This window comes from Flavobacterium sp. RSSB_23, assembly GCF_051547145.1.
Classification (GTDB): Bacteria; Bacteroidota; Bacteroidia; order Flavobacteriales; family Flavobacteriaceae; genus Flavobacterium.
On the sequence record NZ_JBPTTO010000005.1, the window covers coordinates 154,939 to 181,122 of the forward strand.

Annotated in this window: 21 protein-coding genes; 9 read left to right on the top strand and 12 right to left on the bottom strand. The window is 36.6% G+C overall.

Features of this window, described 5'->3' with window-relative positions:
• Nucleotides 1–28: 28 nt before the first annotated feature.
• The 8 genes from ACSVH9_RS10100 to trhO form a co-directional block, all read right to left on the bottom strand.
• The gene (locus ACSVH9_RS10100; RefSeq protein WP_438063610.1) at nucleotides 29–685 is read right to left on the bottom strand and encodes a CoA transferase subunit B; all 657 of its coding nucleotides are present in this window, start codon (nucleotides 683–685) and stop codon (nucleotides 29–31) included.
• A gap of 132 nt (nucleotides 686–817) precedes the next feature.
• The gene (locus ACSVH9_RS10105; RefSeq protein WP_438063611.1) at nucleotides 818–1,516 is read right to left on the bottom strand and encodes a CoA transferase subunit A; all 699 of its coding nucleotides are present in this window, start codon (nucleotides 1,514–1,516) and stop codon (nucleotides 818–820) included.
• A 213-nt stretch (nucleotides 1,517–1,729) separates the two neighbouring features.
• Nucleotides 1,730–4,045, bottom strand: coding sequence for a penicillin-binding protein 1A (locus ACSVH9_RS10110; RefSeq protein ID WP_438063612.1), 2,316 nt, complete (start codon nucleotides 4,043–4,045; stop codon nucleotides 1,730–1,732).
• A gap of 4 nt (nucleotides 4,046–4,049) precedes the next feature.
• Nucleotides 4,050–4,529, bottom strand: a complete 480-nt coding sequence (locus ACSVH9_RS10115; protein ID WP_438063613.1) for a gliding motility lipoprotein GldH — start codon at nucleotides 4,527–4,529, stop codon at nucleotides 4,050–4,052.
• Nucleotides 4,513–5,838 carry a PSP1 domain-containing protein gene (locus tag ACSVH9_RS10120; protein WP_438063614.1) on the bottom strand — a complete coding sequence of 442 codons (1,326 nt, stop codon included), beginning with the start codon at nucleotides 5,836–5,838 and terminating at the stop codon, nucleotides 4,513–4,515. Before ACSVH9_RS10120 ends, ACSVH9_RS10115 begins: the two co-directional genes overlap by 17 nt.
• Before the next feature lie 498 nt (nucleotides 5,839–6,336).
• On the bottom strand, nucleotides 6,337–6,567 hold the full coding sequence (locus ACSVH9_RS10125; protein WP_024980634.1) for a ferredoxin: 231 nt from the start codon (nucleotides 6,565–6,567) through the stop codon (nucleotides 6,337–6,339).
• Nucleotides 6,567–7,808, bottom strand: a complete 1,242-nt coding sequence (locus tag ACSVH9_RS10130; RefSeq protein ID WP_438063615.1) for a peptidase U32 family protein — start codon at nucleotides 7,806–7,808, stop codon at nucleotides 6,567–6,569. The genes ACSVH9_RS10125 and ACSVH9_RS10130 overlap by 1 nt, the downstream gene beginning before the upstream one ends.
• Nucleotides 7,809–7,935: 127 nt before the next feature.
• Nucleotides 7,936–9,294, bottom strand: a complete 1,359-nt coding sequence (gene trhO / locus ACSVH9_RS10135; RefSeq protein WP_438063616.1) for an oxygen-dependent tRNA uridine(34) hydroxylase TrhO — start codon at nucleotides 9,292–9,294, stop codon at nucleotides 7,936–7,938.
• Between the two features lie 201 nt (nucleotides 9,295–9,495).
• On the opposite strand from trhO, the gene ACSVH9_RS10140 reads away from it, so the two are divergent.
• The 3 genes from ACSVH9_RS10140 to ACSVH9_RS10150 are packed head-to-tail and all read left to right on the top strand — an operon-like array spanning nucleotide 9,496 to nucleotide 15,150.
• Complete coding sequence (locus ACSVH9_RS10140; protein ID WP_438063617.1) at nucleotides 9,496–10,635, top strand: efflux RND transporter periplasmic adaptor subunit; 1,140 nt, start codon at nucleotides 9,496–9,498, stop codon at nucleotides 10,633–10,635.
• A gap of 2 nt (nucleotides 10,636–10,637) precedes the next feature.
• The gene (locus ACSVH9_RS10145; RefSeq protein ID WP_438063618.1) at nucleotides 10,638–13,796 is read left to right on the top strand and encodes an efflux RND transporter permease subunit; all 3,159 of its coding nucleotides are present in this window, start codon (nucleotides 10,638–10,640) and stop codon (nucleotides 13,794–13,796) included.
• Nucleotides 13,786–15,150, top strand: coding sequence for an efflux transporter outer membrane subunit (locus tag ACSVH9_RS10150; RefSeq protein ID WP_438063619.1), 1,365 nt, complete (start codon nucleotides 13,786–13,788; stop codon nucleotides 15,148–15,150). Before ACSVH9_RS10145 ends, ACSVH9_RS10150 begins: the two co-directional genes overlap by 11 nt.
• A 64-nt stretch (nucleotides 15,151–15,214) precedes the next feature.
• On the opposite strand, the gene ACSVH9_RS10155 is transcribed toward ACSVH9_RS10150, so the two are convergent.
• Nucleotides 15,215–15,625, bottom strand: a complete 411-nt coding sequence (locus tag ACSVH9_RS10155; protein WP_159689320.1) for a BrxA/BrxB family bacilliredoxin — start codon at nucleotides 15,623–15,625, stop codon at nucleotides 15,215–15,217.
• 99 nt (nucleotides 15,626–15,724) lie between these two features.
• Entirely contained in the window at nucleotides 15,725–17,779 is a 2,055-nt protein-coding gene (metG, locus tag ACSVH9_RS10160) for a methionine--tRNA ligase (protein WP_438063620.1), read from the bottom strand.
• A gap of 154 nt (nucleotides 17,780–17,933) precedes the next feature.
• Between metG and ACSVH9_RS10165 the strand changes: the two genes are divergently transcribed.
• The 3 genes from ACSVH9_RS10165 to ACSVH9_RS10175 all read left to right on the top strand — a co-directional run bounded on the left by ACSVH9_RS10165 (nucleotide 17,934) and on the right by ACSVH9_RS10175 (nucleotide 18,978).
• Nucleotides 17,934–18,170, top strand: a complete 237-nt coding sequence (locus ACSVH9_RS10165) for a CDGSH iron-sulfur domain-containing protein (RefSeq protein WP_438063621.1) — start codon at nucleotides 17,934–17,936, stop codon at nucleotides 18,168–18,170.
• 12 nt (nucleotides 18,171–18,182) lie between these two features.
• A complete protein-coding gene (locus ACSVH9_RS10170) occupies nucleotides 18,183–18,362 on the top strand; it encodes a hypothetical protein (RefSeq protein WP_438063622.1) in 180 nt (59 codons plus the stop codon).
• A 76-nt stretch (nucleotides 18,363–18,438) separates the two neighbouring features.
• Nucleotides 18,439–18,978, top strand: coding sequence for a DMP19 family protein (locus ACSVH9_RS10175; protein WP_438063623.1), 540 nt, complete (start codon nucleotides 18,439–18,441; stop codon nucleotides 18,976–18,978).
• Between the two features lie 54 nt (nucleotides 18,979–19,032).
• Here ACSVH9_RS10175 and ACSVH9_RS10180 read toward each other — a convergent pair whose 3' ends face one another.
• A complete protein-coding gene (locus ACSVH9_RS10180; protein ID WP_438063624.1) occupies nucleotides 19,033–19,536 on the bottom strand; it encodes an outer membrane beta-barrel protein in 504 nt (167 codons plus the stop codon).
• A 310-nt stretch (nucleotides 19,537–19,846) separates the two neighbouring features.
• Between ACSVH9_RS10180 and ACSVH9_RS10185 the strand changes: the two genes are divergently transcribed.
• Nucleotides 19,847–20,977, top strand: coding sequence for a DinB family protein (locus ACSVH9_RS10185; RefSeq protein ID WP_438063625.1), 1,131 nt, complete (start codon nucleotides 19,847–19,849; stop codon nucleotides 20,975–20,977).
• A gap of 109 nt (nucleotides 20,978–21,086) precedes the next feature.
• On the opposite strand, the gene ACSVH9_RS10190 is transcribed toward ACSVH9_RS10185, so the two are convergent.
• Nucleotides 21,087–22,631, bottom strand: coding sequence for a DUF6770 family protein (locus ACSVH9_RS10190; protein ID WP_438063626.1), 1,545 nt, complete (start codon nucleotides 22,629–22,631; stop codon nucleotides 21,087–21,089).
• A 288-nt stretch (nucleotides 22,632–22,919) separates the two neighbouring features.
• Between ACSVH9_RS10190 and serS the strand changes: the two genes are divergently transcribed.
• Together serS and ACSVH9_RS10200 are read left to right on the top strand one after the other, a co-directional pair.
• A complete protein-coding gene (gene serS, locus ACSVH9_RS10195) occupies nucleotides 22,920–24,191 on the top strand; it encodes a serine--tRNA ligase (protein ID WP_438063627.1) in 1,272 nt (423 codons plus the stop codon).
• A 124-nt stretch (nucleotides 24,192–24,315) separates the two neighbouring features.
• Nucleotides 24,316–26,094 (top strand): tetratricopeptide repeat protein, encoded by a 1,779-nt coding sequence (locus ACSVH9_RS10200; protein WP_438063628.1) that lies wholly within the window; start codon nucleotides 24,316–24,318, stop codon nucleotides 26,092–26,094.
• Nucleotides 26,095–26,184 lie beyond the last annotated feature (90 nt).

Sequence of the window (26,184 nt, forward strand, 5' to 3'; positions counted from 1 at the left end):
TCGTTAACTTTAGGACTAGAATTAATTATTAATCAATTACCATTTCTGGAATTTCACCTTCAATAATCAAAGTAGCTTCTGTAGAAGCGATGATATGTTCTACCGATACGCCAGGAGCTCTTTCCAAAAGTTTGAATCCTTTGGGAGTGATTTCCATAACCGCCAATTCGGTTACTACTTTTTTTACACAACCTACGCCAGTTAATGGCAGGGTGCATTTTTTTAGAATTTTACTTTCTCCTGCTTTGTTCACGTGCATCATGGCCACGATAATATTATCTGCCGATGCTACTAAATCCATGGCACCACCCATTCCTTTGACCATTTTTCCTGGAATTTTCCAGTTGGCAATATCGCCGTTTTCGGCAACTTCCATAGCACCGAGAATAGTCAAGTCTACATGTTGACCGCGAATCATTCCAAAACTGGTGGCAGAGTCAAAAAAACTAGCTCCTGGAAGCGTTGTAATGGTTTGTTTGCCGGCATTGATTAAATCGGCATCTTCTTCGCCTTCAAAAGGAAAAGGTCCCATACCTAAAACACCGTTTTCGCTTTGAAATTCAACCGAAATATCTTCTCTCACATAATTGGCTACCAAGGTTGGAATCCCAATGCCTAGGTTCACAAAGTAACCGTCTTGTACTTCTTTTGCAATGCGTTTTGCTATATCTTCTTTTGTTAGCATAATTTTGTTTTTTGAAACATATAAGTAATATAAGTTTAGTATTGCCTACTAAATAGTTTTGAATCAGATAAGGAATTGGAAACATTTAAGTTTTAGCTTCAGATTGAATACTGAAAAACTTACCTCTGAACACTATCTTTTCCTTACCGTTCTTTGCTCTATTCGTTTTTCATATTTCTCTCCTTGAAAAATACGTTGAACTAAAATTCCAGGAATGTGAACTTGATTTGGGTCCAAAGTTCCAGCTTCGACTAATTCTTCTACTTCGGCAATAGTAATTTTTGCAGCACCACACATACACGGATTAAAATTTCTGGCTGTTCCTTTGAAGATTAAATTTCCAGCAGTGTCGCCTTTCCAAGCTTTCACAATCGCAAAATCGGCTTTGAAAGCTTCTTCCATAATGTGCATTTTTCCATTGAATTCACGTACTTCTTTGCCTTCGGCTACTTCAGTTCCATAACCAGCTGGAGTAAAAAAAGCAGGAATTCCAGCTTGAGCCGCACGACAACGTTCAGCTAAAGTACCCTGAGGAATCAAATCTACTTCGAGTTCGCCAGAAAGCATTTGGCGTTCAAATTCTGCATTCTCTCCCACGTAAGAAGAAATCATTTTTTTGATTTGTTTTTTTTGTAAAAGCAAACCAAGTCCAAAATCATCTACACCAGCGTTGTTTGAAATACACGTTAATTCATTTACGCCTTTTTGAACTAAAGCTGCGATTGAGTTTTCAGGTATTCCACAAAGGCCAAAGCCACCTAACATCAGTGTCATTCCGTTTTCGATACCTTGAAGGGCATCTTGAACATTGGAAACCGTTTTGTTTATCATATATGTAAAATTTATTTTAGGGATAATGTATTTATTCAATAAAACAGCGATGTAAAATCTCTTTAATAATAGAAATTTCATCGCAACCGCTAAAATACTTCAAAAAAAAGCAATTACGAAATCGATTGCGAATATTAAATTTAAAAGTATCGTTTTCTGAAAAAAAGAAGCCATAACGACAGTTAAAAAGTTGTCGTTATGGCTATTGAATTTTTAAAGTTCGAATTCCTCGGTAGTTTGTTCGGTGGCGGTAGTGTCAACCACAACGGCTCTTCTTGGAGTGTAACAATCTACTTTAATAGAAAGATTGGCGGGTCGTTCAAAAGGTTCTTTGGAAACTTGTAAACTAGGGTCCTCATAACATTTTTTCATAAAATACCCCCAAACTGGCAATGCTGATGCTGCCCCTTGACCATAAGTTAAACTTTTGAATCGAGCAGAGCGGTCTTCACAACCCACCCAAACACCTGTAACTAAATTCGGTACCATACCCATAAACCATCCATCGGATTGATTTTGAGATGTTCCTGTTTTTCCAGCGATAGGGTTTCTAAACATATAAGGATAGCCTGTCCAACGGTGGTCTCCTGCTCCTCCTCCTTCTGTTCTTAATCTTGCTCCAGAACCACTTTCGGTTACACCTTCTAGTAATTTAATAACTGCAAAAGCAATATCTTTATTCAACACATCGTGTGATTCAGGAATCGGCTCGTAAATAACCACTCCGCTTTTATCTTCGATTTTGGTTAAAAACTGTGGTTTTACATAAACCCCTTGGTTGGCAAAAGTACTGTAAGCAGCCACCATATCTTCAACGGTGATTTCAACGGCTCCCAAAGCAATAGAAGGTTGGGTAATAATTTCTGATTTTACACCCAATTTATGTGTTAATTCAATAACCGCTTCTGGTCCTACTTTGTCAATTAATTTCGCTGAAATGGTGTTGATAGAATGTGCCAAAGCTTGTTTCAAGGTAACCATTCCTCGGTATTTGTTATCAGAGTTTCTTGGTTCCCAATCTTCGGTAACGTGATGACGTCCTTTATGAATCATAAAAGGAGAATCAATGATAGAGTCACACGGCGACATGTTCAATTGTTCAATAGCGGTTGCATAAACAAACGGTTTGAAAGTAGACCCTACTTGTCTCGCGCCTTGTCCTACGTGGTCGTATTGGAAATATTTATAATTGATTCCACCCACCCAAGCTTTGATGCTTCCGGTTTGAGGCTCCATTGCCATTAAACCAGATTGCAAGAAGTGCTTGTAATAACGAATAGAATCCATTGGAGTCATTACTGTATCTATTTCTCCTTTCCAAGAGAAAATCTTCATTTTTGTTTTTTGTTTGAAGGAAGCAATGATTTCGTCTTCGCTTTTTTCCATAGCTTTCATGACATTCCATCTGTTTGAAGTCTTCATTGCTTGGTTCATAATACGTTGCGTTTCAGCTTCGGTAATGTTTACGAAAGGCGCATTTTTGTTGTCTTTTTGTTGCAAAAAGAATTCCTCCTGCATGTTCGCCATATGCGCCGCTACTGCTTCTTCAGCATAAGTTTGCATTCTGGAGTCTATCGTTGTATAAATTTTTAGACCGTCTTTGTAAATGTCGTAATCCGTTCCGTCAGGTTTTTTGTTTTCTTCTACCCATTTCTTCATGTAGTCTCTTAGGTATTCTCTAAAATAAGTAGCAATACCATCTTTGTGAGTTTCTAATTTGAAGTTAAGTTTTATGGGTAAACTTTGTAACTGTAATTTTTGTTGTTCGGTAATGATTTTTCCTTTTTCCATTTGGTGCAAAACCACATTACGGCGATTTTTTACTCCTTCTGGATTGCGAATTGGGTTGTAAAGTCCAGAGTTTTTGAACATTCCTACCAAAATTGCCGATTCGTCTATAGTCAAATCTTTTGGAGCTTTGGAGAAATAGGTTTTTGCTGCTGAACTAACACCTACAGAGTTGTTTCCGAAATCATAGACGTTACAATACATCGCAATGATTTCGTTTTTGGTGTACTGTCTTTCCAAACGAATGGCAATAATCCATTCTTTTATTTTTTGAACGATACGAAAAGGTAGGAATTTCGAACCTTCTCCGTGAAATAATTGTTTGGCCAATTGTTGGGTAAGTGTACTAGCACCACCACTGGTTCCTAAACTTACAATAGCTCTCATAGTTCCTCTACCATCGATACCAGAGTGCTCATAAAAACGAGCATCTTCGGTAGCTACCAAGGCATCTACCAAGTTTTTTGGTAAATCCGAGTACTTCAATTGCGAACGATTCTTTTGGAAATATTTTCCCAAAACCACTCCGTCAGAGGAAATGATTTCGGTAGCCAAATTAGAGTCTGGATTTTCTAAATCTTCAAAAGAGGGCATTGAACCAAAAAGTCCCCAAGAAGCAAAAAGGAAGAAAAGAGCCAAAATACCCAAACCATAAAAGTAGATTTTCCAAAACTTCTTTTTATAGTAATTGATGTCTTTATCAATTGCTTTAGACGATGTGTTATTTTTTCTAACTGCCATAATGTTACTCTATTGTTTCTATTCTAAAACCTACGTCGGTGATACCATCCAAATTGGATACACCAGGTACTTTGCCGTTTTCTCTCAAAGCTTGTTTGATGTATACTTTGAATTGTCCTTTAAATCTAACTTTTTCTTTGTAAAAAAGTTTGCTTTCTTTTAAATCCGTAAAGCCATTGCCTAACAAAGTCCCGTCAGGGTTGGCCATTTGGTATTCTAAAGTATCTACTTTGGTGAAGCCATTTTTTTGTTCCATAGCCACAATCAAAAAGATATTATTGAATTTATAATCGTCATTGGCTCTCAAATTCACAAACAAATTGTATTGTTGCGTGGAGTCCAATGCAGGCAAATCGAAGGAAACAATACTGTCTTTGTTCCAACCGCTGCCTACTGTTTTGTATTCGTCAAAAACTCTTTTTTTGTCGCAGGCCAAAAAGAGCAAGACTACAGCAAATAAGATGCAACTATTTTTTATCCCCATTTTTAGTAATAATTATAGGTTTTCTTGGTTCGTTGGTTGGAGCATTACCTTGCTTTTTGTCATTGGCATTGCCTCGATTTTTGTTGTTGTTATGAGGTCTTTTTTTGTTGCCATTTTGAGCAGCAGGTTTATTAGGTGCTATAGCTGGTGCGGCAGCTACATTTGCCGTTGCTCCAGCGTTTGGTTTGCGTTTTTTCGAAGGTCTTTTCTTGGCTTTGGGTTGGTCAAAACGAGTTAAACTCTCTTGTCCCATAGCGTTATTAAAGTTCTTCTCTGGTTCAGCTACCACTTCTATAGCATAGTCTTCTAACGACGAAACTTTGTTTTTTAGTTTGTTTTCGGCAATGATTTCGTGAACTTGTTCAATTTTAAGCACGTGCCAATTGGCAAAATTATTCGTGTAAGCAAACCACATTAAGCCTTTGAAAATATCTTGTTTTTGACAGATAGCATCTCCTTTTTCGGTCACTAATTTGGTGTCGAAATTTGGAAAATGTTTCAAAGCATCCATGTAAGTGTCTAGTTCATAATTCAAACAACATTTCAATTTTCCGCATTGTCCTGCAAGTTTTTGTGGATTCAAAGACAACTGTTGGTAACGTGCTGCTGAAGTATTCACACTTCTAAAATCAGTCAACCAAGTCGAGCAACATAGCTCTCTTCCGCAAGAACCGATTCCTCCTAAACGAGCGGCTTCTTGACGGAAACCTACTTGTTTCATCTCGACTCTTGTGCTGAATTCTTTGGCAAAATCCTTAATCAACATTCTAAAATCCACACGGTCGTTGGCGGTATAGTAGAAAGTTGCTTTGGAACCATCGCCTTGAAATTCGATATCCGAAATTTTCATTTCTAATTTGTGCTGAATCGCCAATTCACGTGCACGAACTTTCATTGGTTCTTCTTTATCTCGAGCAGCAGACCAAATATCGATGTCCTTTTGAGAGGCTTTTCTATAGATTTTTGGAATATCGGTTCCGTTTGGATTGACCCCTTTTTTCTTCATTTGAATTTTTACCAACTCGCCAGTTAGCGTTACAATTCCGATATCGTGACCAGGTGAAGCTACCGTTGCCACGATGTCTCCCATGCTTAAAGTTAGTTTTTCGGTATTGCGGTAAAATTCTTTTCTGCCGTTTTTGAAACGTACTTCGACACAGTCAAAAGGCGCTTCGCCATTGGGTAAACTCATGTTCGAAAGCCAATCAAAAACGGTTAATTTGTTGCAGCTATCGGTGCCGCAAGTCCCATTATTTTTACACCCCTTTGGTGCGCCACCATCGGAAGTTGAACAACTTGTACAAGCCATAATTATATTGTGATGTTGCCAAAAAAGCAACTTGGGTTCTTACTAAAATTTAATCGGTAAAGATAGTATTTTTTAATTGTATGTTACAACGGTAAAAAATAAGGATGCGTCTTAAAATTATACTAAATAATTGGGGTTTGTGGGCACTTGGATTTAATCTCAACAGAAATTCTAGTACAATAAAAGGATTTAGCAGAAAAAAGATAAGAGAAGGCAGAAGTTTTAATTGCAATTTTATGTGTGATTCCAAAATGATTATGTTCTTGAAACATTTTAAGGACATATAAGTTTGGGGCAAAAATAAAAACCACCACAAAAAGGATTGTGATGGTTTGTTTTATTTTATGATTGTTTATAAAGAAGCGGATTGTGGCTCTTTAGCCCCGATGGGAATGGCATCCTTTGCCGCCGGTGTTCGGCGGGAAAGATAGAATGTACAGCGGGACTATTGTTCCTTAAAAAAGCCTATTCTTTCTGCTCCTAAAAATCAGCTAGAAGTTAGGTTTCTTTAACCGAAATGATTTTTACGGGACAAGCCTTTGCGGCGAGTTCGCAACTTTCTACGATGGTGTGGTCGGGTGATTTTAGGGTGTAAAAACCTTTGGCATTGACACTTTTGATGAGTACCGATTTACCGTCTTTTTTGGACATTTGAAACTGCACGGGTGCCATTTCTACGCAGTAATTGCAACCGATGCATTTGTCTCTTTGCAGGGTGATGATGACCATTAGGCTTCTACTATTTTATATAATTTGTCGGACATTCGGATTCTGAAAGGCAGTTTGAGAGTGCAATCGTCTCCTTTGGTAGCGCGCTCTGCCGAGATATCGTTGACAAACATTTCCTCGATAATCATTTCTTGTGCACCAGTGCTTGGACCCGTTACCAAAATTTTATCGCCCACTTTGATGTCGTAGGCTTCGATTTTGAATTGACCAATTTCAGCTTTGGGGAAGAAATGGGTGCCTTTGCCCACATACACTTTCTTTTGCGTAGCCACAGAACCTGAAACATCGCTCCATTCGCCCAATTCTTGTCCTAAATAATAACCCGACCAGAATCCGCGGTTGTACACGGTGTTCAAAGCCTCCATCCACGTTGCAATTTTTTCTTTGGAGAACGTCCCGTCATAGTAAGCATCAATGGCTTCGCGGTAGGTTTTGATTACGGTAGCTACGTATTCTGGAGCACGACCACGACCTTCGATTTTGAGGACTTGAATGCCCGAATCGATAACTTGGTCTAGGAAATCTAGGGTGCATAAATCTTTCGGCGACATCATATATTCGTTGTCCAATTCGATTTCGAAACCGGTTTCTTGGTCGATTACGGTATATTTTTTACGGCAATTTTGTTTGCAAGCACCACGGTTGGCTGATGAGTTATGCGAATGCAGACTCAAATAGCATTTACCCGAAACGGCCATACATAACGCTCCGTGACCAAAGATTTCAATCTCAACCAAATTCCCGTTAGGCCCTTTGATTTGTTCTTTTTCGATTTGTTCGGTGATTTTTTTTACTTGACGTAAACTCAATTCACGACTCAACACCATAGTATCGGCAAAAAGACTGTAGAATTTGATGGTTTCGATATTGGTCACATTCAATTGCGTAGAAATATGAACTTCCATCCCCACGCTTCGAGCCATTGCAATTACGGCTTGGTCGGAAGCAATCACCGCAGTGATGTTGGCTTCTTTGGCTTTATTGATTAAGGTTTTGACCACAGATAAGTCGTGGTCATAAATGATGGTGTTTAAGGTCAAGTAACTGCGTACGTTTTTGGCTTCACAGCGTTTGGCGATTTCGGCCAAATCATCCATAGTGAAGTTTACCGAGGCGCGGGCACGCATATTGAGTTGTTCTACTCCAAAATATACAGAGTCGCAACCATTATCTAAAGCGGCTTGCAAGGATTCGAAATTCCCAGCAGGCGCCATTAATTCTATTTTGTTGTTTGTTGTCATTATGTATTGTTTTGACACAGATTTTCAAGGATTAATTTGTGAAATCTGTGTTTAATTTATTTTATAGAGTGAACCTTTGTCAAAGTTTAGAGCTTTGACAAAGGTGATGGGTAAAAGTTTCGAAAAACTATTTTAAAATCTTATACAATTTATCAGATAAACGTACTCTAAAAGGCACTTCAAAAGTTACTTTGTCGCCAGGTTGTGCGACCGTTTTTTCGGTGCCGTTGACTAACATTTTTTCGAGTACAAGTTGTTCGTTTCCTGTAGTTGGACCCGAAATTAAAATGGTATCGCCTAATTGTAGTTCATTATTTTCAATGACGAAAAGAGCAACTTGCGCTTTTACAAAATAATGTTCGGCTTTGCCTAAAAGTGTTTTTTTAATTTTGATTCTTTGACGAATCTTGGTTGGAGTTGTGGCAACTGCCAATGGTGTATCCGAAAGCTCGCCAGAATGTTTGAAGGGTAATTTATCTGATTTTCCTTTTCGGAAGACTTTGTTACCGACTTGTTTTCCTTTTCTCAACTTTACTTGCTCAACTAATGGCAAGTTGATGATGTCTAAACATTCGTTAGAACAACAATTTTGCATGGCTTCTTTGCATTCGTCACATTGAATGAACAACAAATGACAGCCTACATTTTCGCAATTGGTATGGTTGTCGCAAGGTTTCCCGCATTGGTGGCATTGCGAAACGATGTCGTCTGTGATGCGCTCACCCAAACGATGGTCAAAAACGAAATTCTTTCCGATAAATTTACTCTCCAGATTTTCTTCTTTGATTTGCTTGGCGTAATTGATGATGCCTCCTTCTAATTGGAAAACGTTTTTAAAACCTTGGTGTTTGAAGTAAGCCGAAGCTTTTTCGCAGCGAATTCCTCCAGTGCAATACATCACCAGATTTTTATCTTCTTTAAAATCTTGTAATTGTTCGTTGATGATAGGCAACGATTCGCGAAACGTTTCCACATCAGGAGTAATCGCGCCTTTAAAATGTCCAATTTCACTCTCGTAATGGTTTCTAAAATCGACTACAATCGTGTTGGGATCTTCTAATATTTCGTTGAATTCCTTAGCTTTGAGGTGTACTCCAATATTAGTTACATCAAAGGTTTCGTCATTTAATCCGTCGGCTACAATTTTGTCGCGCACTTTTACAGTGAGTTTCAAAAACGAATGATCATCGTGTTCTACGGCTACATTCAAACGAATGTTACGCATAAATTCATAAACTTCTAGCGTTTCGCGAAAAGCTTCTAAATTTTCGGCAGGGACAGACATTTGGGCGTTGATTCCTTCTTTGGCTACATAGGTTCTACCTAGTGCATCGAGTTTATTCCATTCGATAAATAAATCGTCGCGAAATTTCTTGGGATCTTCAATTTTGGCATACGCATAGAAAGACAACGTGAGGCGTTGTTTTCCGGCTTGATCAATAAGCTCGGCTCTTTCTTCTGCGCTTAAGGTGTTATACAGTTGCATGCTATAAACGTTAAGTGAGAAATAAATTAGGAACTCTAATTGGAAGAATTCGGGTGCAAATGTAACGCTTTTTTATTGATATTTTTTTGACTAAATAGTATACTCTTGATAGTCAGTGTTATTTTTGTTTTTTTTATCAGAAAAATAAAAAGGTTTTAGAAAAATTGTTAAATTTACTAGAAATCATTTAACATAAAAATTATGGATACCACATCTAAACCTAATTTTTTCTGGTCACTTATCGTTTTTTTAAGTCTGTTTAGTGCTTGTAAAAAAGAAGAAAAACAAGCACCACCGCCTATTCCAGCCCCTTTTATTACTGTTGTTGCCAAAGATGTTCCTATTTATAAGGAATTTGCCGCACAAACCTTTGGCGATTTAGATATTGTATTAACCGCTAGAGTGGATGGAATTTTGACAGGAATTCATTTTAAAGAAGGCGAAAGAGTCCGAAAAGGACAATTGTTGTATACCATTGACCCATTAGAATATGAAACCAAAGTAGAGCAAGTAAAAGGACAAGTCGCCACTTCTCAAAGTAATCTGGCTAATGCAGAAGAAGAATTAAAAAGAATCCGTCCTTTGGCTGATATGAACGCCGTTAGTAAACGTGAATTGGATGCGGCTGTTGCCAAAGCTAAGGCTGCACGTTCTAATTATGAAAGTGCTCAAGCTTCATTGCGTAACCAACAATTGGAACGTAGTTATTGCAATATACTTTCGCCAATAGATGGTGTGATAGGAATTAGCAATGCTAGAGTTGGCGATTATATTTCCAGAATGGGGAATTCTTCTAAACTAAATACGGTTTCTAGATTAGATAAAGTAAGGGTTCGATTCACGATTAGTGAAGCTGAATATTTAGAGTATCGTAAAAAGAAAAGTCTAACTTCGGATAGTGCTTCAAATGATATTGAATTACTATTGTCTGATGGTAGTGTTCATCCTTACAAAGGAGTTCTGAATTTTGCTGACGCCAAAATCGACCCTACCACAGGAACAATGACTATTGAAACAACTTTCCCTAATCCTGACAATAATTTGCGCTCTGGTCAATTTTCGAAAGTTAGAGCTTTGATTCAAAATCAAAAAGGAGCGATTGCTATTCCACAAAAAGCAGTAACCGAATTACAAGGTATTTATCAGGTTTTAATTATTGATAATGAAAATAAAATTCAGGTTCGTATTGTTGAGGTTGGTGCCAAAGTGGGTCAAGATTGGGTAATCAACAAAGGCTTAAATGTGGGAGATAAAGTGGCCATTGTGGGTAGTTTGTTCATTCAACCTGGCTCAGTAGTTACGCCAGTTCCTTATTCACCAGAAGCTAAAAAAGTACAATAGTTATGGATAATTTTTTTGTAAGAAGACCCATCGTTGCAATTGTATTATCCATTTTTATGGTAATTATTGGAGGGCTCTCGATTCTCTCCACACCAATTGCTCAGTACCCAGAAATAGCGCCTCCAATAGTTCAAATTCAAACGAGTTATAGAGGAGCAAATGCGCTAAATGTAGAGCAAGCCGTAGCTACTCCAATCGAACAAAAAGTAAACGGGGTAGAAAATATGCTGTATATGCAATCTACCAATACCGGTGATGGAAGTATGTCATTGTCGGTTACTTTTGATATGGGAACCGATTTGGATAATGCTACAATGTTGACTCAAAACCGTGTAGCATCAGCGACTTCAACCTTGCCAGTTGATGTGAAAAACACAGGGGTAACGACCAAGAAATCCTTATCAATGCCTTTGTTGTTGTTCTCTATTTATTCTCCAAATAATACCTATGATTCTAATTTTTTAACCAATTATGCTAATATCAACATTGTTGATGCGCTTTCAAGAATCAAGGGTGTTGGTGAAGTAGTAATTTTTGGAGGGAGTAATTATGCGATGCGAATTTGGGTAAAACCCGATATTTTGGCCAAATATAAATTGACCATTCCGGATATTATGAGTGCCATCAAAGAGCAAAACTCAATTGCTCCCGGTGGAAAGTTTGGCGCACCACCGGCTGAAGACGGAAACGAATTTACTTATAACGTTACCTTAAAAGACCGATTGATTGACATTGAAGATTTTGAAAACATCATTTTGAAATCGAATATTGGCAACCAACAAGTCCGATTAAAAGATGTTGCTACTGTTGCTCTTGGTACTGAAAGCTATGCGTCAAAAGGTGGATTGAATGGAAAACCAGCAGGAACTATCGGTGTAAAACAAATGCCAGGTTCCAATGCGCTCGAAGTAGCAGCGGAATCAAAACGCGTAATGGACGAACTGAGCAAAAAGTTTCCGCAAGACCTTAAATATACTACATCTCTTGATACTACTTTAGCCATTACCGAAGGGATAAACGAAATTATGCACACGCTATTAGAAGCTATCGTTTTGGTAATTATAGTGGTGTTTATCTTTTTGCAAAATTGGAGAGCGACGATTATTCCTTTGCTTACAGTACCCGTTTCTTTAATTGGGGTATTTATGTTGTTCCCGCTTTTAGGATTTTCTGTGAATGTACTTTCCTTGTTAGGTTTGGTATTAGCGATAGGAATTGTAGTCGATGATGCCATTGTTGTAGTCGAAGCCGTAATGCATCATATAGAGCACGGATTGTCACCAAGAGAAGCAACAAATCGCGCTATGAAAGAAGTTTCGGGACCTGTAGTAGCTATCGCGGTGGTATTGACAGCTGTTTTTATCCCAGTGGCGATGACACCCGGAATTACAGGTCGTTTGTACCAACAATTTGCAATCACAATTGCTATTTCTGTGGTATTTTCAGCCATAAGTGCTTTAACTTTAAGTCCCGCTTTGTGTTCTATTTTGTTAAAACCCAATCAAGAAGCTACTGGTTGGTTAGGACGTTTTTTCAAGGCATTCAATCAAAAATTTGATGCTTTTACAGGCAAATATACTGGCTTTACAGGCTATTTAATCAAAAAGACTGTTCGTAGTTTTATTTTTATAGGAATAATTGTTGGAGCGATAATGTTGCTCGGCAGTAAAATTCCTGGTGGCTTTGTACCTGAGGAAGACCAAGGGTATATGTTTATCAATGTTGAATTACCAGGCGCTTCTTCTTTGCATCGTACTGAAGCGGTTTGTAAAAAAATCGAAGCCATTTTGGGAAAAACAGAAGGAATCGAATATTACACCACAGTAGCAGGATTTAGTTTGTTGAAAAACTCTATGGCAACGAACAATGGTTTTTTCTTTATCTCGTTGAAAGAATGGAAAGAACGAGAGCAAGATGTATTTCAAATCATAAAAGAGTTAAATGGAAAATTAGTTTATGCCGTACCAGAAGCTACTGCTTTTGCATTTGGTCCGCCGCCTATTACGGGAATTGGTAATGCGGCTGGATTTACCATTATGTTACAAGATAAGGGAGGAAAAACACCTCAATATTTGTTTGAAAATGCACAACGTTTTATGGCTGAAGCTAGAAAACGTCCTGAAATAGGTAGTGTTCGAACCACGTTTAACCCCAATGTTCCTCAGATTAGCTTGGATATTGACCGAGAAAAAGTAACAGAACTTAATTTATCACTATCGGATGTGAATATGGCCATTGGAGCCAGTTTGGGAGGGCAATACGTAAATGAGTTCAACAGATTTGGACGACAATACATCGTTTTGATTCAGGCGGCTCCTAGTTTCACCTTGAATCCAGAGGACATCAACAAAATCTTTGTTCGTAACAGAGATAATATTATGATTCCAATTTCGAGTATTGCTACCATAAAAAAAGAAAGTGGCCCCGAGTTTACTACTCGTTTCAATTTGTACCGCGCTGCTGAAATAGGAGGAACACCAGCTGAGGGTTATACTTCTGCCGAAGCACGTCATGCGTTGCAAGAAACTGCCGAGAAAATTCTTCCTGCGGATATGGGCTACGAATGGTCAGCGATGAGTTATCAAGAAAAGCAAGCTGAAGGAAAAGGAGCCACGGTTTTTATTATGGCTATTTTGTTTGTGTTCTTGATATTGGCCGCTCAATACGAAAGTTGGAAACTTCCATTTAGTGTGCTTTTAGGAACGCCATTTGCTGTTTTTGGTGCCTTCTTGGGATTGTATTTGTGTAAGTTATTTAGTCCCGATTATGTAAACAATGTTTTTGCTCAAATTGGATTGGTAATGCTCATTGGACTGGCAGCCAAAAATGCCATTCTGATTGTCGAATTTGCGAAAGCTGAATATGAGAAAGGAGTGCCCTTAGTGGAAGCTGCTTTGACAGCAGCCAAATTGCGTTTTAGGCCAATTTTAATGACGGCATTTGCTTTCATTCTTGGGGTGGTGCCATTGTTAACGGCTTCAGGAGCGGGAGCTCAAGCGCGAAAAGTAATGGGAATGACCGTGTTTAGCGGAATGCTTGTAGCGACCATTTTAGGAGTTTGTTTTATTCCCGTTTTATTTGTGTTTATTGAAGGTTTCGGAAAAAAGAAGACTTCCGAATCAAATGTCGAACCTACAAAAGCTACCAGCCATGAGGAATAAATATAAAATAATACTGCTATTGGTTACCCTATCTTTTTTGCCAATAAGTTGTTTGGTAGGGCCAAAATATAAAGCACCAGAACTGCAAGAAGCCAATCAATATCGATTGTCCCAAACGGCAGATACTACCGCCTCAATCATAAATGTAAAATGGTTTGATATCTTTAATGATGAGGTTTTAAAAGGCTTGATTACCAAAGGAATTCAAAACAACTATGATTTAAAAATTGCCATTTCAAGATTGGACCAAGCCAAAGCCAATTTAGGTTTTACCAAAGCCAATGTATTGCCCACTTTTCAATATTCAGGGGGTGTAAATACAGCCGAAACTATTTTTCAGCCATCAACTATGGTAGCAAATATGTCTTGGGAGATTGATTTTTGGGGAAAACTAAGACACGAAAATAGAGCCGTTCAAAATGAACTTTTGGCTACCGAGGAAGCGAGAAAGACTGTAATGGCAGGATTAGTAAGTGATATTGCCACCGCTTATTTTCAGTTAAGGGATTTAGACAATCAACTAGAAATCACAAAACAAACGTTGAAGACACGTCAGGATTCCTATGTAATCATTACCGACCGTTTTAAAAGTGGCTATACTTCAGAATTGGATAAAGTGCAAATTGAACAACAAGTTGCTATTGCCGAAGCAGCCATTCCAAATATCAAAAGACAAATCACCGTTTTAGAAAACACGATTTCTATTTTGATTGGACAAATGCCAGCACCGATAGAAAGAGGAAAATCCAACAAAGAGCAATTGATGGTTACCAATTTGCCTTTGTCTATTCCCTCGTCTTTGCTACAAAACAGACCTGATGTAAAAAGAGCCGAGTTACAATACATAGCCGCTCACGAGCGTATTGGAGTAGCGCAAGCAATGCGTTTTCCTTCATTCAACATTGCGGCTTTTGCAGGATTTGCTAGCGCAAAAGTGGGTGATTTATTCGATAGTGGTTCCTATAATCAAAATGCTTCAGCTGGAGTTGTCGGACCTATTTTTCAATTTGGAAAAAACAGAAGACGTGTAGAAATTAACCGTCAAATCGCTGAGCAATCCAAACTCAATTATCAAAAAACCTATCTCGTTGCGATTGGTGAAGTAGAAAACGCTATTCAAAACGTTACCACCTTTAAGGAAGAATTTGAAGCGAGAAGCCGTCAAGTTGCTGCGGCAAAAAAGAATTATGAGTTATCCTATGCACGTTACTACAATGGTTATGTTTCTTATCTGGAAGTTTTGGATGTGCAACGTTCTTTATTTGACGCCGAAATTAGTTTGTCACAATTGTCACAACGTCAATTGACCGCTATGGTTCAGCTATACAAAGCCTTAGGCGGAGGTTGGAATTAAAAATATAGAGCATAAAAAAACATCCGAATAAGGATGTTTTTTTATGCTCTATAAATTGATACGATTAGCAGTATTCGTTAAAAGCATCTTTCAAGTTGTCTGCAATCATTTCTGCTGGACGACCTTCGATGTGATGACGCTCTAACATATGCACTAATTCTCCGTTTTTGAACAAAGCCATAGAAGGCGATGATGGAGGAAAAGGAAACATATGTTGTCTTGCAGCATCAACCGCTTCTTTGTCAACACCAGCGAAAACAGTAATTAAATGGTCTGGTTTTTTTGCACCATCTAAACTCATTTTTGCTCCTGGACGTGCATTTCTTGCAGCACATCCACATACAGAATTCACAACTACTAAGGTTGTTCCTTCTGCTTTTATAGCAGCATCTACTTCTGCTGCATTATGTAAATCTTGGAAACCAGCAGCAGTTAATTCTGCTTGCATTGGTAAAACCATATCTTGTGGATACATATTTTTTATTTTTAGTTAACTGAATTAAGGCGCAAAGTTACAAAGTTTGCCAAAAAATTATAAGAACGAATTATAAAGTTTTGTTATAGTTACTGCTAATTAATTTATCGTTTCACCATTACTTACACCCTCCGCATCTGGATTCACAAAAACCAATTTCCCTTCTGCATTGGTGGTCATCAAAATCATACCTTGGCTTTCTACGCCACGCAAATTTCTTGGTGCTAAGTTTACTAAAACAGTTACGCGTTTTCCAATAATATCTTCAGGTTTAAAACTCTCTGCAATTCCTGAAACGATGGTGCGAACGTCAATTCCAGTATCTACTTTTAGAATCAATAATTTATTCGCTTTTGGCATTTTTTCGGCTTCCAAAATAGTTCCTACACGAATATCCATTTTGGCAAAATCTTCAAACTGAATCAATTCTTTCTGAGGTTCTGCTTTTTTATTTTCAGCACTATTAGCCGTTTTCGTAGCTTCTAATTTGTCGATTTGTTTTTGAATGGCTTCGTCTTCAATTTTAGAGAAAAGCAATTCGGCTTCTCCAATTTGGTGACCTGCTGGTAACAACGTCCAATTGTCAAATTCCAAATTCCAATTATTGACATCGATGTTCAACATACGTAACAATTTTTGAGACGTAAACGGTAAGAAAGGCTCACAAAGCGAACTCAAAGCAGCTGCAATTTGCAAGGCTACATACATTTGGGTTTTGGTACGCTCTGCATCGGTTTTGACCATTTTCCAAGGCTCTTCATCCGCCAAATATTTATTTCCTAAACGCGCTACATTCATCATTTCGCCCAAGGCTTCTCTAAAACGGTATCTTTCGATAGAACTCGAAATCACCGCTGGATAAGCTTTCAATTCTTCTAAAGTTTGTTCATCTACTTCGGACAATTCATTAGGTGTTGGAACAATTCCGTTGTAATATTTATTAGTCAAAACCACCACACGATTGATGAAATTTCCAAAAATAGCCACCAATTCGTTGTTGTTTCTAGCTTGAAAATCTTTCCATGTAAAATCGTTGTCTTTGGTTTCTGGAGCATTCGAAGTCAAGGCATAGCGCAACACATCCTGCTGATTAGGGAATTCTTCTAAATATTCGTGCAACCAAACCGCCCAATTTTTAGAAGTCGATAATTTATTCCCCTCTAAGTTTAGGAATTCGTTTGCTGGAACATTATCTGGTAAGATAAAACTACCTTCTGCTTTCAACATCGCTGGGAAAATCACACAGTGAAAAACAATGTTATCTTTTCCAATAAAATGTACCAATTTGGTGTCTTTGTCTTTCCAGTAAGGTTCCCAATCTTTACCTTCTCTGGCAGCCCATTCTTTGGTAGACGAAATGTAACCAATTGGGGCATCAAACCAAACGTATAATTTTTTCCCTTCGGCACCTTCTACAGGAACATCAATTCCCCAGTCTAGGTCACGAGTTACTGCACGAGGCTCTAATCCGCCGTCAATCCAAGATTTTACTTGACCGTACACATTAGGTTTCCAATCATTTTTATGACCTTCCAAAATCCATTCTCTCAAGAAGGCATCGTAACGATCTAAAGGCAAGAACCAGTGTTTGGTCGATTTCAAAACAGGCGTTTCTCCCGTGATGGTTGATTTAGGATTGATTAAGTCGGTAGCGTTTAATGTAGAACCACATTTTTCGCATTGATCTCCGTAGGCTTCCTCGTTACCACATTTTGGACAAGTACCTACTACAAAACGATCGGCCAAAAACTGATTGGCTTTGGCATCGTATAATTGTTCGGTAATTTCTTCGATAAAATCACCTTTGTCGTATAATTTTTTGAAGAATTCAGAAGCCGTTTTGTGATGAATTTCAGCCGAAGTTCTAGAATAATTATCAAATGAAATTCCGAAATCAGCAAATGATTTCCTAATGATTCCATCGTATTTATCAATTACTTCTTGAGGTGTAATGCCTTCTTTTTTGGCTTTCATCGAAATAGCCACTCCATGTTCATCACTTCCACAAACAAACACCACATCCCTTCCTTGCAAACGCAAATAGCGAGAATAAATGTCCGAAGGCACGTAAACTCCCGCCAAATGCCCAATATGAATGGGTCCGTTGGTATAAGGTAATGCTGCTGTAATGGTATATCTTTTTGGATTCTGCATCTTTATTCTGTTTTATTGCCTGCAAAAATAAGATTTTTTATGATAGGGACACAGGGACAAGTCACGACTTGTCCGTACTTCTATAAAAAAGAAGATTTGAAAACCGAAAAACAATTTTAATTTTATGACCTTTGAAGCCAAAACAAAACAAATTATGAGCAAGACGAAACTAACAATCAACAAAAACGGATCTATAAAAATTGAAGGGGATTTTGAAATAGTAGATCAAGACGGAAATGTATACGGACTAGAAGGAAGAACTGCTTTAGGTTTATGCCGATGTGGCTTGTCTTCGAATAAACCTTTTTGTGATGGTTCCCACCGCAATAATTTTGAAGGCGAATCTAAAGCATTTGATTTACCTCCAATGAAAAAAAAATTAGATTCATAAACACCTAAGGTTATGGCTAAGGGACCTGAAAAAAACACCAAAAACAAGGCGTTGCACACCAAATTACTCAATCGGAAGAAAGCTAAATTGCAAGAAGAGAAAAGGGAAAAAGCCTTGCGACTGAAAGCTTTGGTGGCCAAAATGAATGCCCAAAAAAGAACAGACGAATCGGATAGTAATCACATCAATTAAATGATGAATTTTAATTACATTCAAAATCAACTTTTTACCCGAAAATTACCTTCAATCGCTTTAAAAACTAATCCATATGGAATTCGGTAAAATCATTATTTCAAAAACCGCTGCAGCAAGCGAAAACCCTCAAGACGTTGTAAACTCCAATATTTCGGTAATCAATTTAATGAGAGAAGAAAATATCGATGACGATTTAATTCACGAAGACGCCTTAATGAGCTATTATTTAGATTATTATACTTCACAATATACCGAAGGAAATTTTGCTCAATTTGTCTACAATTCGCGATGGAATATAGAATTAAACGAACTTATTGAGGAAGGCCTGCAATTATTAGGTGCTCACAATCATTTAGCACTGTTTCAACAGCAATGCAAAAAAGTACAATTAATGAGTAGCGTAAAGCGCGAAAAATTCTTCAAAAGCAAACTAGAAGGCGTAAATCCAATTAGAGACCTACTCAACAATGACACTTTTTTTGAAATAGAAGAAAACTTAGTAGCCTTAAATGCCCATTTTTTAAAAAACCATCCTGACACCGAAATACTTACAGTAGATGAAATGTTTGCTGTTCTAGAAGAATTTGTAGGTCACGAAATCAAAAGGTCATAATACCAAAAAAGCCATTCGTAATGAATGGCTTTTTATAAAATTGTTTAATAGCAATTAGAATTTATAAGTGATTCCAATTTTGGCACCACTTGTAGCGTTACCTCCGCCACCTTCGATGTTAATTCCGAAATTTTTATTGAAGAAATACCTTCCTCCAATTTGTACACCAAGTCCAATATCTGAATCTTCGGTACCACTATAATTTCTATCATCGTAGTTGAAAATATAATAGTTCAATCCCAATCCACCATAAAAATCCCATTGGCTAGGAATATTTAATACTTTATTGAAGTGATAGTTAACATTTGCACCAAGACCTGTTACAGAATAGTCGTAGTATGTCCCAGCATTACGCTCATTGTGCGTGCGGTAAGACAATTCTCCACCTACTGTAAAGTTACTACCTACACCATAGTCAAGACCTACATAAACTGGAGTTCCCCAACCAGAAGTTCCTATTCCGGCATTCAATTGTACTCTCCCATTTTCTAAAGGAGCTTGTGCAAAAACATTAATTGCTGAAAAGCAGAAAACTGCTAAAAAAAGAATTTTTTTCATTGTAATGGTTTAAAAGTTCGCGGCAAAAATAGACTATTAAACCTGCTATCTTAGCCTTTTATAATGTTTTGACTTTTTGAAATTTGTAATACATTTATTATGAGACTCTTGCATTTGTTAAAAAAAGTTAATGTTTTAATTGTAGTTTAAAAACTACAAGACAATAGTAATAACACCAACTATATTAAATCTTCTGTATGAATTTAATCATAAATTAGGCACTTTAAAAAATAGTATTATCTTTACATTCTTATTTAATTATTTATTATAAAATATTGTATTTCAGTTGTTTAATGTTAATGATGGCAAAATGAGAAAATTAATAAACGTACTCTTTTGGTGTATTGTGGTTAGCACACAAGTAAAAGGACAAGGAGCTATATCTAATGATTGGGTGGCATTCCGTCAAACGATTGATATTCAAACCAAAGCAAAAAAGAAATTCAAAGTAGTTGCATCGGTCAAAGTAGAAAGCAACGAACCGAAAGCTTGGGCTGGAATTTGGTCAAGAGTTGATAATAAAACGGATGAAGCAGGTTTCTTTGACAATATGGGAGACCGCCCCATCAAATCCAATTCTTGGCAATCTTATACCATTGAAGGAACCATTGATGAGAATTCAAAAGCGCTAAATTTTGGAGGCTTGTGTTCTTATAACGGTAAATTCTATTTTGACAAATTCGAACTTTTCATAGAAAATGCAAAAGGGGTATTAGAACCCTATACTATTATGAATGCTGGTTTTGAAATGCCTCTTAAAAATGGAGAAATTCAAAAATGGGAATTTGGAATTGAAAAAGGAAAGGTTAGGAAAGTGAAAGAATATAGCGCAAAACTAGATAAAAGCGCCGCTGCTGGGAATACGAGTTTACTTCTTGAAGGTACTGGAATTGTAGTTAAAGAAACTGGTAAAATAGGAAATATTGAAGGAGCTTCACCTCAAATAGGTGCTATGATTTCTATGCTTGAGGATTTGAAAGACAGAGTCGAACGCACTGTAAAAAATATGAATCAATACGAAATTGATTATTTGCACGATGAAAAAGCCAATAGAATCGGTTCACTAATTATGCATTTGGCCGCTGCCGAAAAATATTATCAAGTGCTTACTTTTGAGAATAGAGACTTTACACCCGAAGAAAAAGCTAAGTGGGGCACCGCCTTAGACTTAGACAAAGGAGGTCGAGACGAATGGAAAGGACATGAGATTAAATATTATCTAGACATTTATAACGAGGTACGAAATAAAACCATAGAAGAATTAAAGAAAAGAGATGATGCTTGGTTCAACCAACAAGTGATGAAAGAAGAAGTGACCAACCATTATTGCTGGTTTCACGTAATGGAGCATCAATCGAGTCACTTAGGCCAAATTTTGTTTCTGAAAAAACGAATTCCGCCTCAAAAAGAAGTCCTTCTAGAACAGAAAATTAAAAATTAAATTCCTTTCAATTCTTTAAAAAAGAAAACCTTCTTTGAATACAATCCAAAGAAGGTTTTTTTATGAAATCGTGGTTAGATAAAGTTCGAATCCTAATATTTCGTCGAGATTAGTTCTTTTTTAACACCTCTAAACCAAGAGATTTTTTTTCATAATCAAATTTAATCAATAAAACACTTTCAGTATTTCTAGGAACTACTTTAAAATACTTTTCAGTCGCATTCAAAGTGATATCTGAGTAATCATTAGTAGTAATGATTCCGTTGTGTAAATCACCTTTTTTTATACTGTATTTTATTTTTTTGTCAGTTGTTTTTTGATTCATATAAAAAAATGACAGCAAATCTGATGCATCATTTTTTGTGGAAAACAAATAATCCAATGTCCCATCGTATTCCATATGTTTTAAGTTGAAATAGGGTCTAACGACCATCGAATTAAGGCCTCCAACTGATGTTTCTTTTTCTAATTTTTGAGTAGTTATGTAGTTGCAATTTTCATCGAACTCAATTGAGAAAAGATTTTCAAGATTGTAAACCGAAGACCATTTTTGACTTCCTAGTGAACCAAAGGCAAAGGCGGTTACTGCCCCTGCTGCTGTAAACCCTTGTTTTTCTCTTTTAGCTAATTCTCCTATGGCATAGACTTTACCATTCTTCTCGAATACTTTATTGATAAAAACTGTACCAAATTCTTTTTGTTTAAGACCGTCATTAAAACCTATAGCCTTTTTGAATTTTTCGTTATCAAAAGCCAATTCACTACTAGCTATTAATTGCCCAGATTTTGAATATTTTTCCATAAAATATCCAGTATTGTAATCATTATCAGGATAAGCATTTCCTAATTCATATTTCTCGCCAAAAAGGATAATTTCTCCATTTTTAGTCACCGTTGCATTGGTGTAAAAATTGGATTTTGTTTCGTATTTATGGCTTACTGAAAATAATTCTTTCCCTGTGTTCATATCTAAAATAATGGCTTTAAATGTAGGCTGTTTGTCATAATTAGAGCCCCATTCTTTTTCCAAAAGCACCACTAACTCTTGATTAGCAAACAACGGAGAAGCCGATTTTCTATTATTATGGTCCGCTGGAGATTGAAAGGTCCAATTTTTACTTTTATCATCACTCATATAATGTAAATCGTAACCAAAACGTTTCTTTTTGATAATTTCAGAAATCAAAAATCCTTTATTTTCAACAGGATATGTAAGTAACCACTCTCCTACTTGTTCTGCTGTTTTATAAACATAAGGCATAAATACCGTTTTTGGATAGGAAAGCTCTTTGGTTTCTTTTAATTCACCTACACCATTATAAATACTGAAAGTAATACTCGTTTTCTCTTTACTGTAAAAACTAGTTATAACTTCGCTTCCATTATCTTTTACTTCTAAAAGTTCGTTGTTTTTATCAAGGGCAAAAGTAAGTTGCTTTACTTCAGCCAAATTTTCATCTAAAAAAGTAAGTACGCCTCCTCCTTTTTTATCATCAACTACATAAAAAATATAATGAAATACTTTATTCTCATTAACAATGGTTCCACTATTTTTTAGATTTAAAATATTAACATTAGGTATTGTTTTGGTTTGAGAAAAAGAAATCCCAAAGCACATTGTGAAAAAAATGAGATAAAAGAGTTTTTTTGCCATAACAGTTTTTTTTGATTAGTTAGACAAAAATATGTTTTTTCTGAATCTTTCAAAATAAGTAAAGAACACTAAATGATTAGTATATGCTTTTTAGGAAAGATAAAAAGTCCTAAAAAAACTAAGCGCAATATGAAAAATTCAACGCATTGATTTTGAATAACATAAAGTACTCAAACTATGAATCCAAATCGAAAAACCTTTTCCTAAAACTTTGTCTAGTACTTATCAAACATTTCCTTAAATTTGTGGGCGCAAATAGCCATAAATACAAGAGTTAAAAACAAAACTATGTTACAAATCGCATTTATTAGAGAGAATCAAGAAAAAGTAATCAACGCTTTAGCCAAAAGAAACATTGATGCTAACAGCATTGTAAACGAAGTGGTACAACTAGACGAACAACGTCGCGCTACTCAAGTGGCTTTAGACAACACTTTATCTGAATCTAATAAATTGTCCAAAGACATTGGTGATTTGATGAAAAGTGGCGAGAAAGCAAAAGCTGCTATTCTTAAAGAAAAAACAGTTTCTTTAAAAGAAAAAAGCAAGGAATTGGCAGAAAAAGCAGATGCTTTGGCCGAAGAATTGACTCAAAAATTATATACTTTACCTAACCTTCCAGCGGATATTGTACCGAACGGAAAATCGGCAGATGACAACCTAAACGTTTTTCAAGAAGGCGACATTCCTACGTTGCACGAAGGCGCTTTGCCACATTGGGAATTGGTAAAAAAATACGATATCATCGATTTTGAATTGGGTGTAAAAATCACCGGAGCTGGATTCCCTGTTTACAAAGGAAAAGGAGCTCGCTTACAACGTGCTTTAATCAATTATTTTTTAGATAAAAATACAGCTGCAGGTTACAAGGAAATGCAAGTACCACATTTGGTAAACGAAGCTTCAGGCTACGGAACAGGTCAATTGCCAGATAAAGAAGGGCAAATGTACCACGCTACTGTTGATGATTTGTATTTGATTCCAACTGCTGAAGTTCCAGTAACCAATTTGTTTAGAGATGTTATTGTAAGTGAAAACGAATTGCCAATTTTATGTACTGCTTACACTCCTTGTTTCCGTCGTGAAGCAGGTTCTTATGGAGCACACGTACGTGGATTAAACCGTTTGCATCAATTTGATAAAGTAGAAATTGTTCGTATCGAACATCCAGAGAAATCATACGAAGCTTTGGATGGTATGGTAGAACATGTGAAAAATATTTTGCAGGAGCTAAAATTACCATACCGAATTTTGCGTTTGTGCGGAGGAGATATGGGATTCACTTCAGCATTGACGTATGATTTTGAAGTGTTTTCAACTGCTCAAGACCGTTGGTTAGAAATTTCATCAGTGTCTAACTTTGAAACCTTCCAAGCCAACCGTTTGAAATTACGTTTCAAAGACAAAGACGGCAAAAATCAATTGGCGCATACCTTGAACGGAAGTTCTTTGGCTTTGCCTAGAGTTTTGGCTGGAATTTTAGAAAACTACCAAACTCCAGAAGGAATCGTAATACCAGAAGTATTACGTCCGTATTGTGGTTTTGATATCATTGACTAGAAATAGTCTTTATTTTTACCTCAGATTCGCAAATTTCATTTTTATTGTACAATAAAATAATTTGCGAATTTGTGGTTATATGGTTTATCTTGGAGAAAATAATGTTTAGTGAAAAATTCGAACAATGAAAAAACTCTTTCTACATATCGCGCTGTTTTTTTCATGGATTTGTTTTTCGCAAAACGAACAATTGGCTCAATATTTTTATGAAAAAGGAGATTTTGAAAAAGCCAAATTAGGGTACGAAGAATTACTCAAAAGTATCCCGCAAAACTCTCAATATTTTCTCAGAACAATTGATTGCTATCAACAATTGCAACAATATGATTTGGCCGAAAAAACCATACAAACGCGTTATTCTAAATACAAACAAGCTTTTTTATTAGTCGAAATGGGCTACAATTGGCAGTTGCAAAAAAACGAAGCCAAAGCCAAAAGTTATTACGAACAAGCGCTCGAAAGCATTCGTAAAAATCCTAACGAAGTGTATGGTGTCGCCAATGCCTTTGAAAAAAAAGTAATCTTAGAATACGCCGTAAAAGCCTATCAAACCGCGGCTGAATTAGACGCGACTTTTAATTTTAATTATCAAATGGCCTTGCTTTATGGGCAATTAGGCAAAACCGATTTGATGATTACCACATTTTTGGATGAAGCCTTTATTAATCCGCAAAATTCGAATTTGATTCAGCATCAATTGTCTCGTTATATGTCGGACGAGAGCGATACCTCATTTTCTGATTCTTTAAAAAAGGCTTTGATTTTACGCACTCAAAAAGACCAAGATATCTTCTGGAATCAGTATTTGAGTTGGTTTTATGTACAACAAAAAGAGTTTGGAAAAGCATTCATTCAAGAAAAAGCCATTTACAAACGCAATCCAGAATCCTTGGCTGAAATCGTAAGCTTGGGACAAATGGCAATTGAGGAAGACCAAACCGAAGCTGCAACCGAAATCCTAGGTTATGTTCTAGAAAATACTAAGAATCTAGAAACATTGATACAAGCCAATACGTACTTAATAGAAATGAAATTGGCCAAAGCAAAACCCGCTGATTTTATTGCCATTGATACGCAGCTTAAATCCTTATTGCAGCAATTTGAAATCAATCCGTTTACGTTGAAATTGCAATTAATTCAAGCACACTTTACGGCTTTTAGTTTAAAAAAACCAGAAGAAGCAAAAGCAATTATTACTAAAGCATTGGCACTACCGTTAAACGATTACCAAATTGCAGATGCCAAAATGGAGTTGGCCGATATTTTTTTATTTGAAGAAAAATACAACCAAGCTTTGCTGTACTATTCCCAAATTGAATTGGATTTGAAGAACGATGTAATGGCACATGAAGCCAGTTTAAAAGCAGCAAAAACGAGTTATTTCAAAACCGATTTTGATTGGGCATTGAAGCAATTTAAAGAATTAAAATCTGCCAATACGCAATTGATTGCCAATGATGCTTTGGAATATTTTTTATTAATCAATGACAATACCGTTGCCGATTCGACCCAAACGGCTTTAAAGCAATTTGCCAAAGGCGACTATTTGATGTATCAAAAACGCAATGATGAAGCAATTGCTCATTTCCAAAAGATGCTACAGCAATTCAAAGGACAAGAGATTGAAGCGGTAACTCTTTTACGATTGGGTAAATTGTATGAGACGACTGGTAATTATACTTTGGCATTGCAACAATATCAGGCGATAATTGCTCAACATAGTGATGGCATATACATCGATGAAGCCTTGTTTTTTGCAGCAGAACTGTATGTGAAATACCTAAACGACCCCGAAAAAGCAAAACCACTTTATGAAAAAATGATTTTTAACCATCAAGACAGTATTTACTTTGTTGAGGCAAGGAAAAAATTCAGACAGTTAAGAGGCGATAAGAATCTTTAAAAATGGTAATTTCAATAGCAAAATAAAAACTAGAGGATGTTAAAAAATAAATAGTTTGTTCTTTCAAAGTCTAACTACTTAATACTCCAA

Bases quoted from the DNA above. Each gene is read 5' to 3' on its own strand.
- ACSVH9_RS10185 (WP_438063625.1), top strand. From the start codon at position 19,847: ATGAGAAAATTAATAAACGTACTCTTTTGGTGTATTGTGGTTAGCACA.
- ACSVH9_RS10165 (WP_438063621.1), top strand. From the start codon at position 17,934: ATGAGCAAGACGAAACTAACAATCAACAAAAACGGATCTATAAAAATT.
- ACSVH9_RS10125 (WP_024980634.1), bottom strand. From the start codon at position 6,567: ATGGTCATCATCACCCTGCAAAGAGACAAATGCATCGGTTGCAATTAC.
- ACSVH9_RS10200 (WP_438063628.1), top strand. From the start codon at position 24,316: ATGAAAAAACTCTTTCTACATATCGCGCTGTTTTTTTCATGGATTTGT.
- ACSVH9_RS10190 (WP_438063626.1), bottom strand. From the start codon at position 22,631: ATGGCAAAAAAACTCTTTTATCTCATTTTTTTCACAATGTGCTTTGGG.
- ACSVH9_RS10180 (WP_438063624.1), bottom strand. From the start codon at position 19,536: ATGAAAAAAATTCTTTTTTTAGCAGTTTTCTGCTTTTCAGCAATTAAT.
- trhO (WP_438063616.1), bottom strand. From the start codon at position 9,294: ATGCAACTGTATAACACCTTAAGCGCAGAAGAAAGAGCCGAGCTTATT.
- ACSVH9_RS10175 (WP_438063623.1), top strand. From the start codon at position 18,439: ATGGAATTCGGTAAAATCATTATTTCAAAAACCGCTGCAGCAAGCGAA.
- ACSVH9_RS10120 (WP_438063614.1), bottom strand. From the start codon at position 5,838: ATGGCTTGTACAAGTTGTTCAACTTCCGATGGTGGCGCACCAAAGGGG.
- ACSVH9_RS10110 (WP_438063612.1), bottom strand. From the start codon at position 4,045: ATGGCAGTTAGAAAAAATAACACATCGTCTAAAGCAATTGATAAAGAC.
- ACSVH9_RS10105 (WP_438063611.1), bottom strand. From the start codon at position 1,516: ATGATAAACAAAACGGTTTCCAATGTTCAAGATGCCCTTCAAGGTATC.
- ACSVH9_RS10130 (WP_438063615.1), bottom strand. From the start codon at position 7,808: ATGACAACAAACAACAAAATAGAATTAATGGCGCCTGCTGGGAATTTC.
- ACSVH9_RS10100 (WP_438063610.1), bottom strand. From the start codon at position 685: ATGCTAACAAAAGAAGATATAGCAAAACGCATTGCAAAAGAAGTACAA.
- ACSVH9_RS10115 (WP_438063613.1), bottom strand. From the start codon at position 4,529: ATGGGGATAAAAAATAGTTGCATCTTATTTGCTGTAGTCTTGCTCTTT.
- ACSVH9_RS10145 (WP_438063618.1), top strand. From the start codon at position 10,638: ATGGATAATTTTTTTGTAAGAAGACCCATCGTTGCAATTGTATTATCC.
- metG (WP_438063620.1), bottom strand. From the start codon at position 17,779: ATGCAGAATCCAAAAAGATATACCATTACAGCAGCATTACCTTATACC.
- ACSVH9_RS10150 (WP_438063619.1), top strand. From the start codon at position 13,786: ATGAGGAATAAATATAAAATAATACTGCTATTGGTTACCCTATCTTTT.
- ACSVH9_RS10140 (WP_438063617.1), top strand. From the start codon at position 9,496: ATGGATACCACATCTAAACCTAATTTTTTCTGGTCACTTATCGTTTTT.
- ACSVH9_RS10170 (WP_438063622.1), top strand. From the start codon at position 18,183: ATGGCTAAGGGACCTGAAAAAAACACCAAAAACAAGGCGTTGCACACC.
- serS (WP_438063627.1), top strand. From the start codon at position 22,920: ATGTTACAAATCGCATTTATTAGAGAGAATCAAGAAAAAGTAATCAAC.
- ACSVH9_RS10155 (WP_159689320.1), bottom strand. From the start codon at position 15,625: ATGTATCCACAAGATATGGTTTTACCAATGCAAGCAGAATTAACTGCT.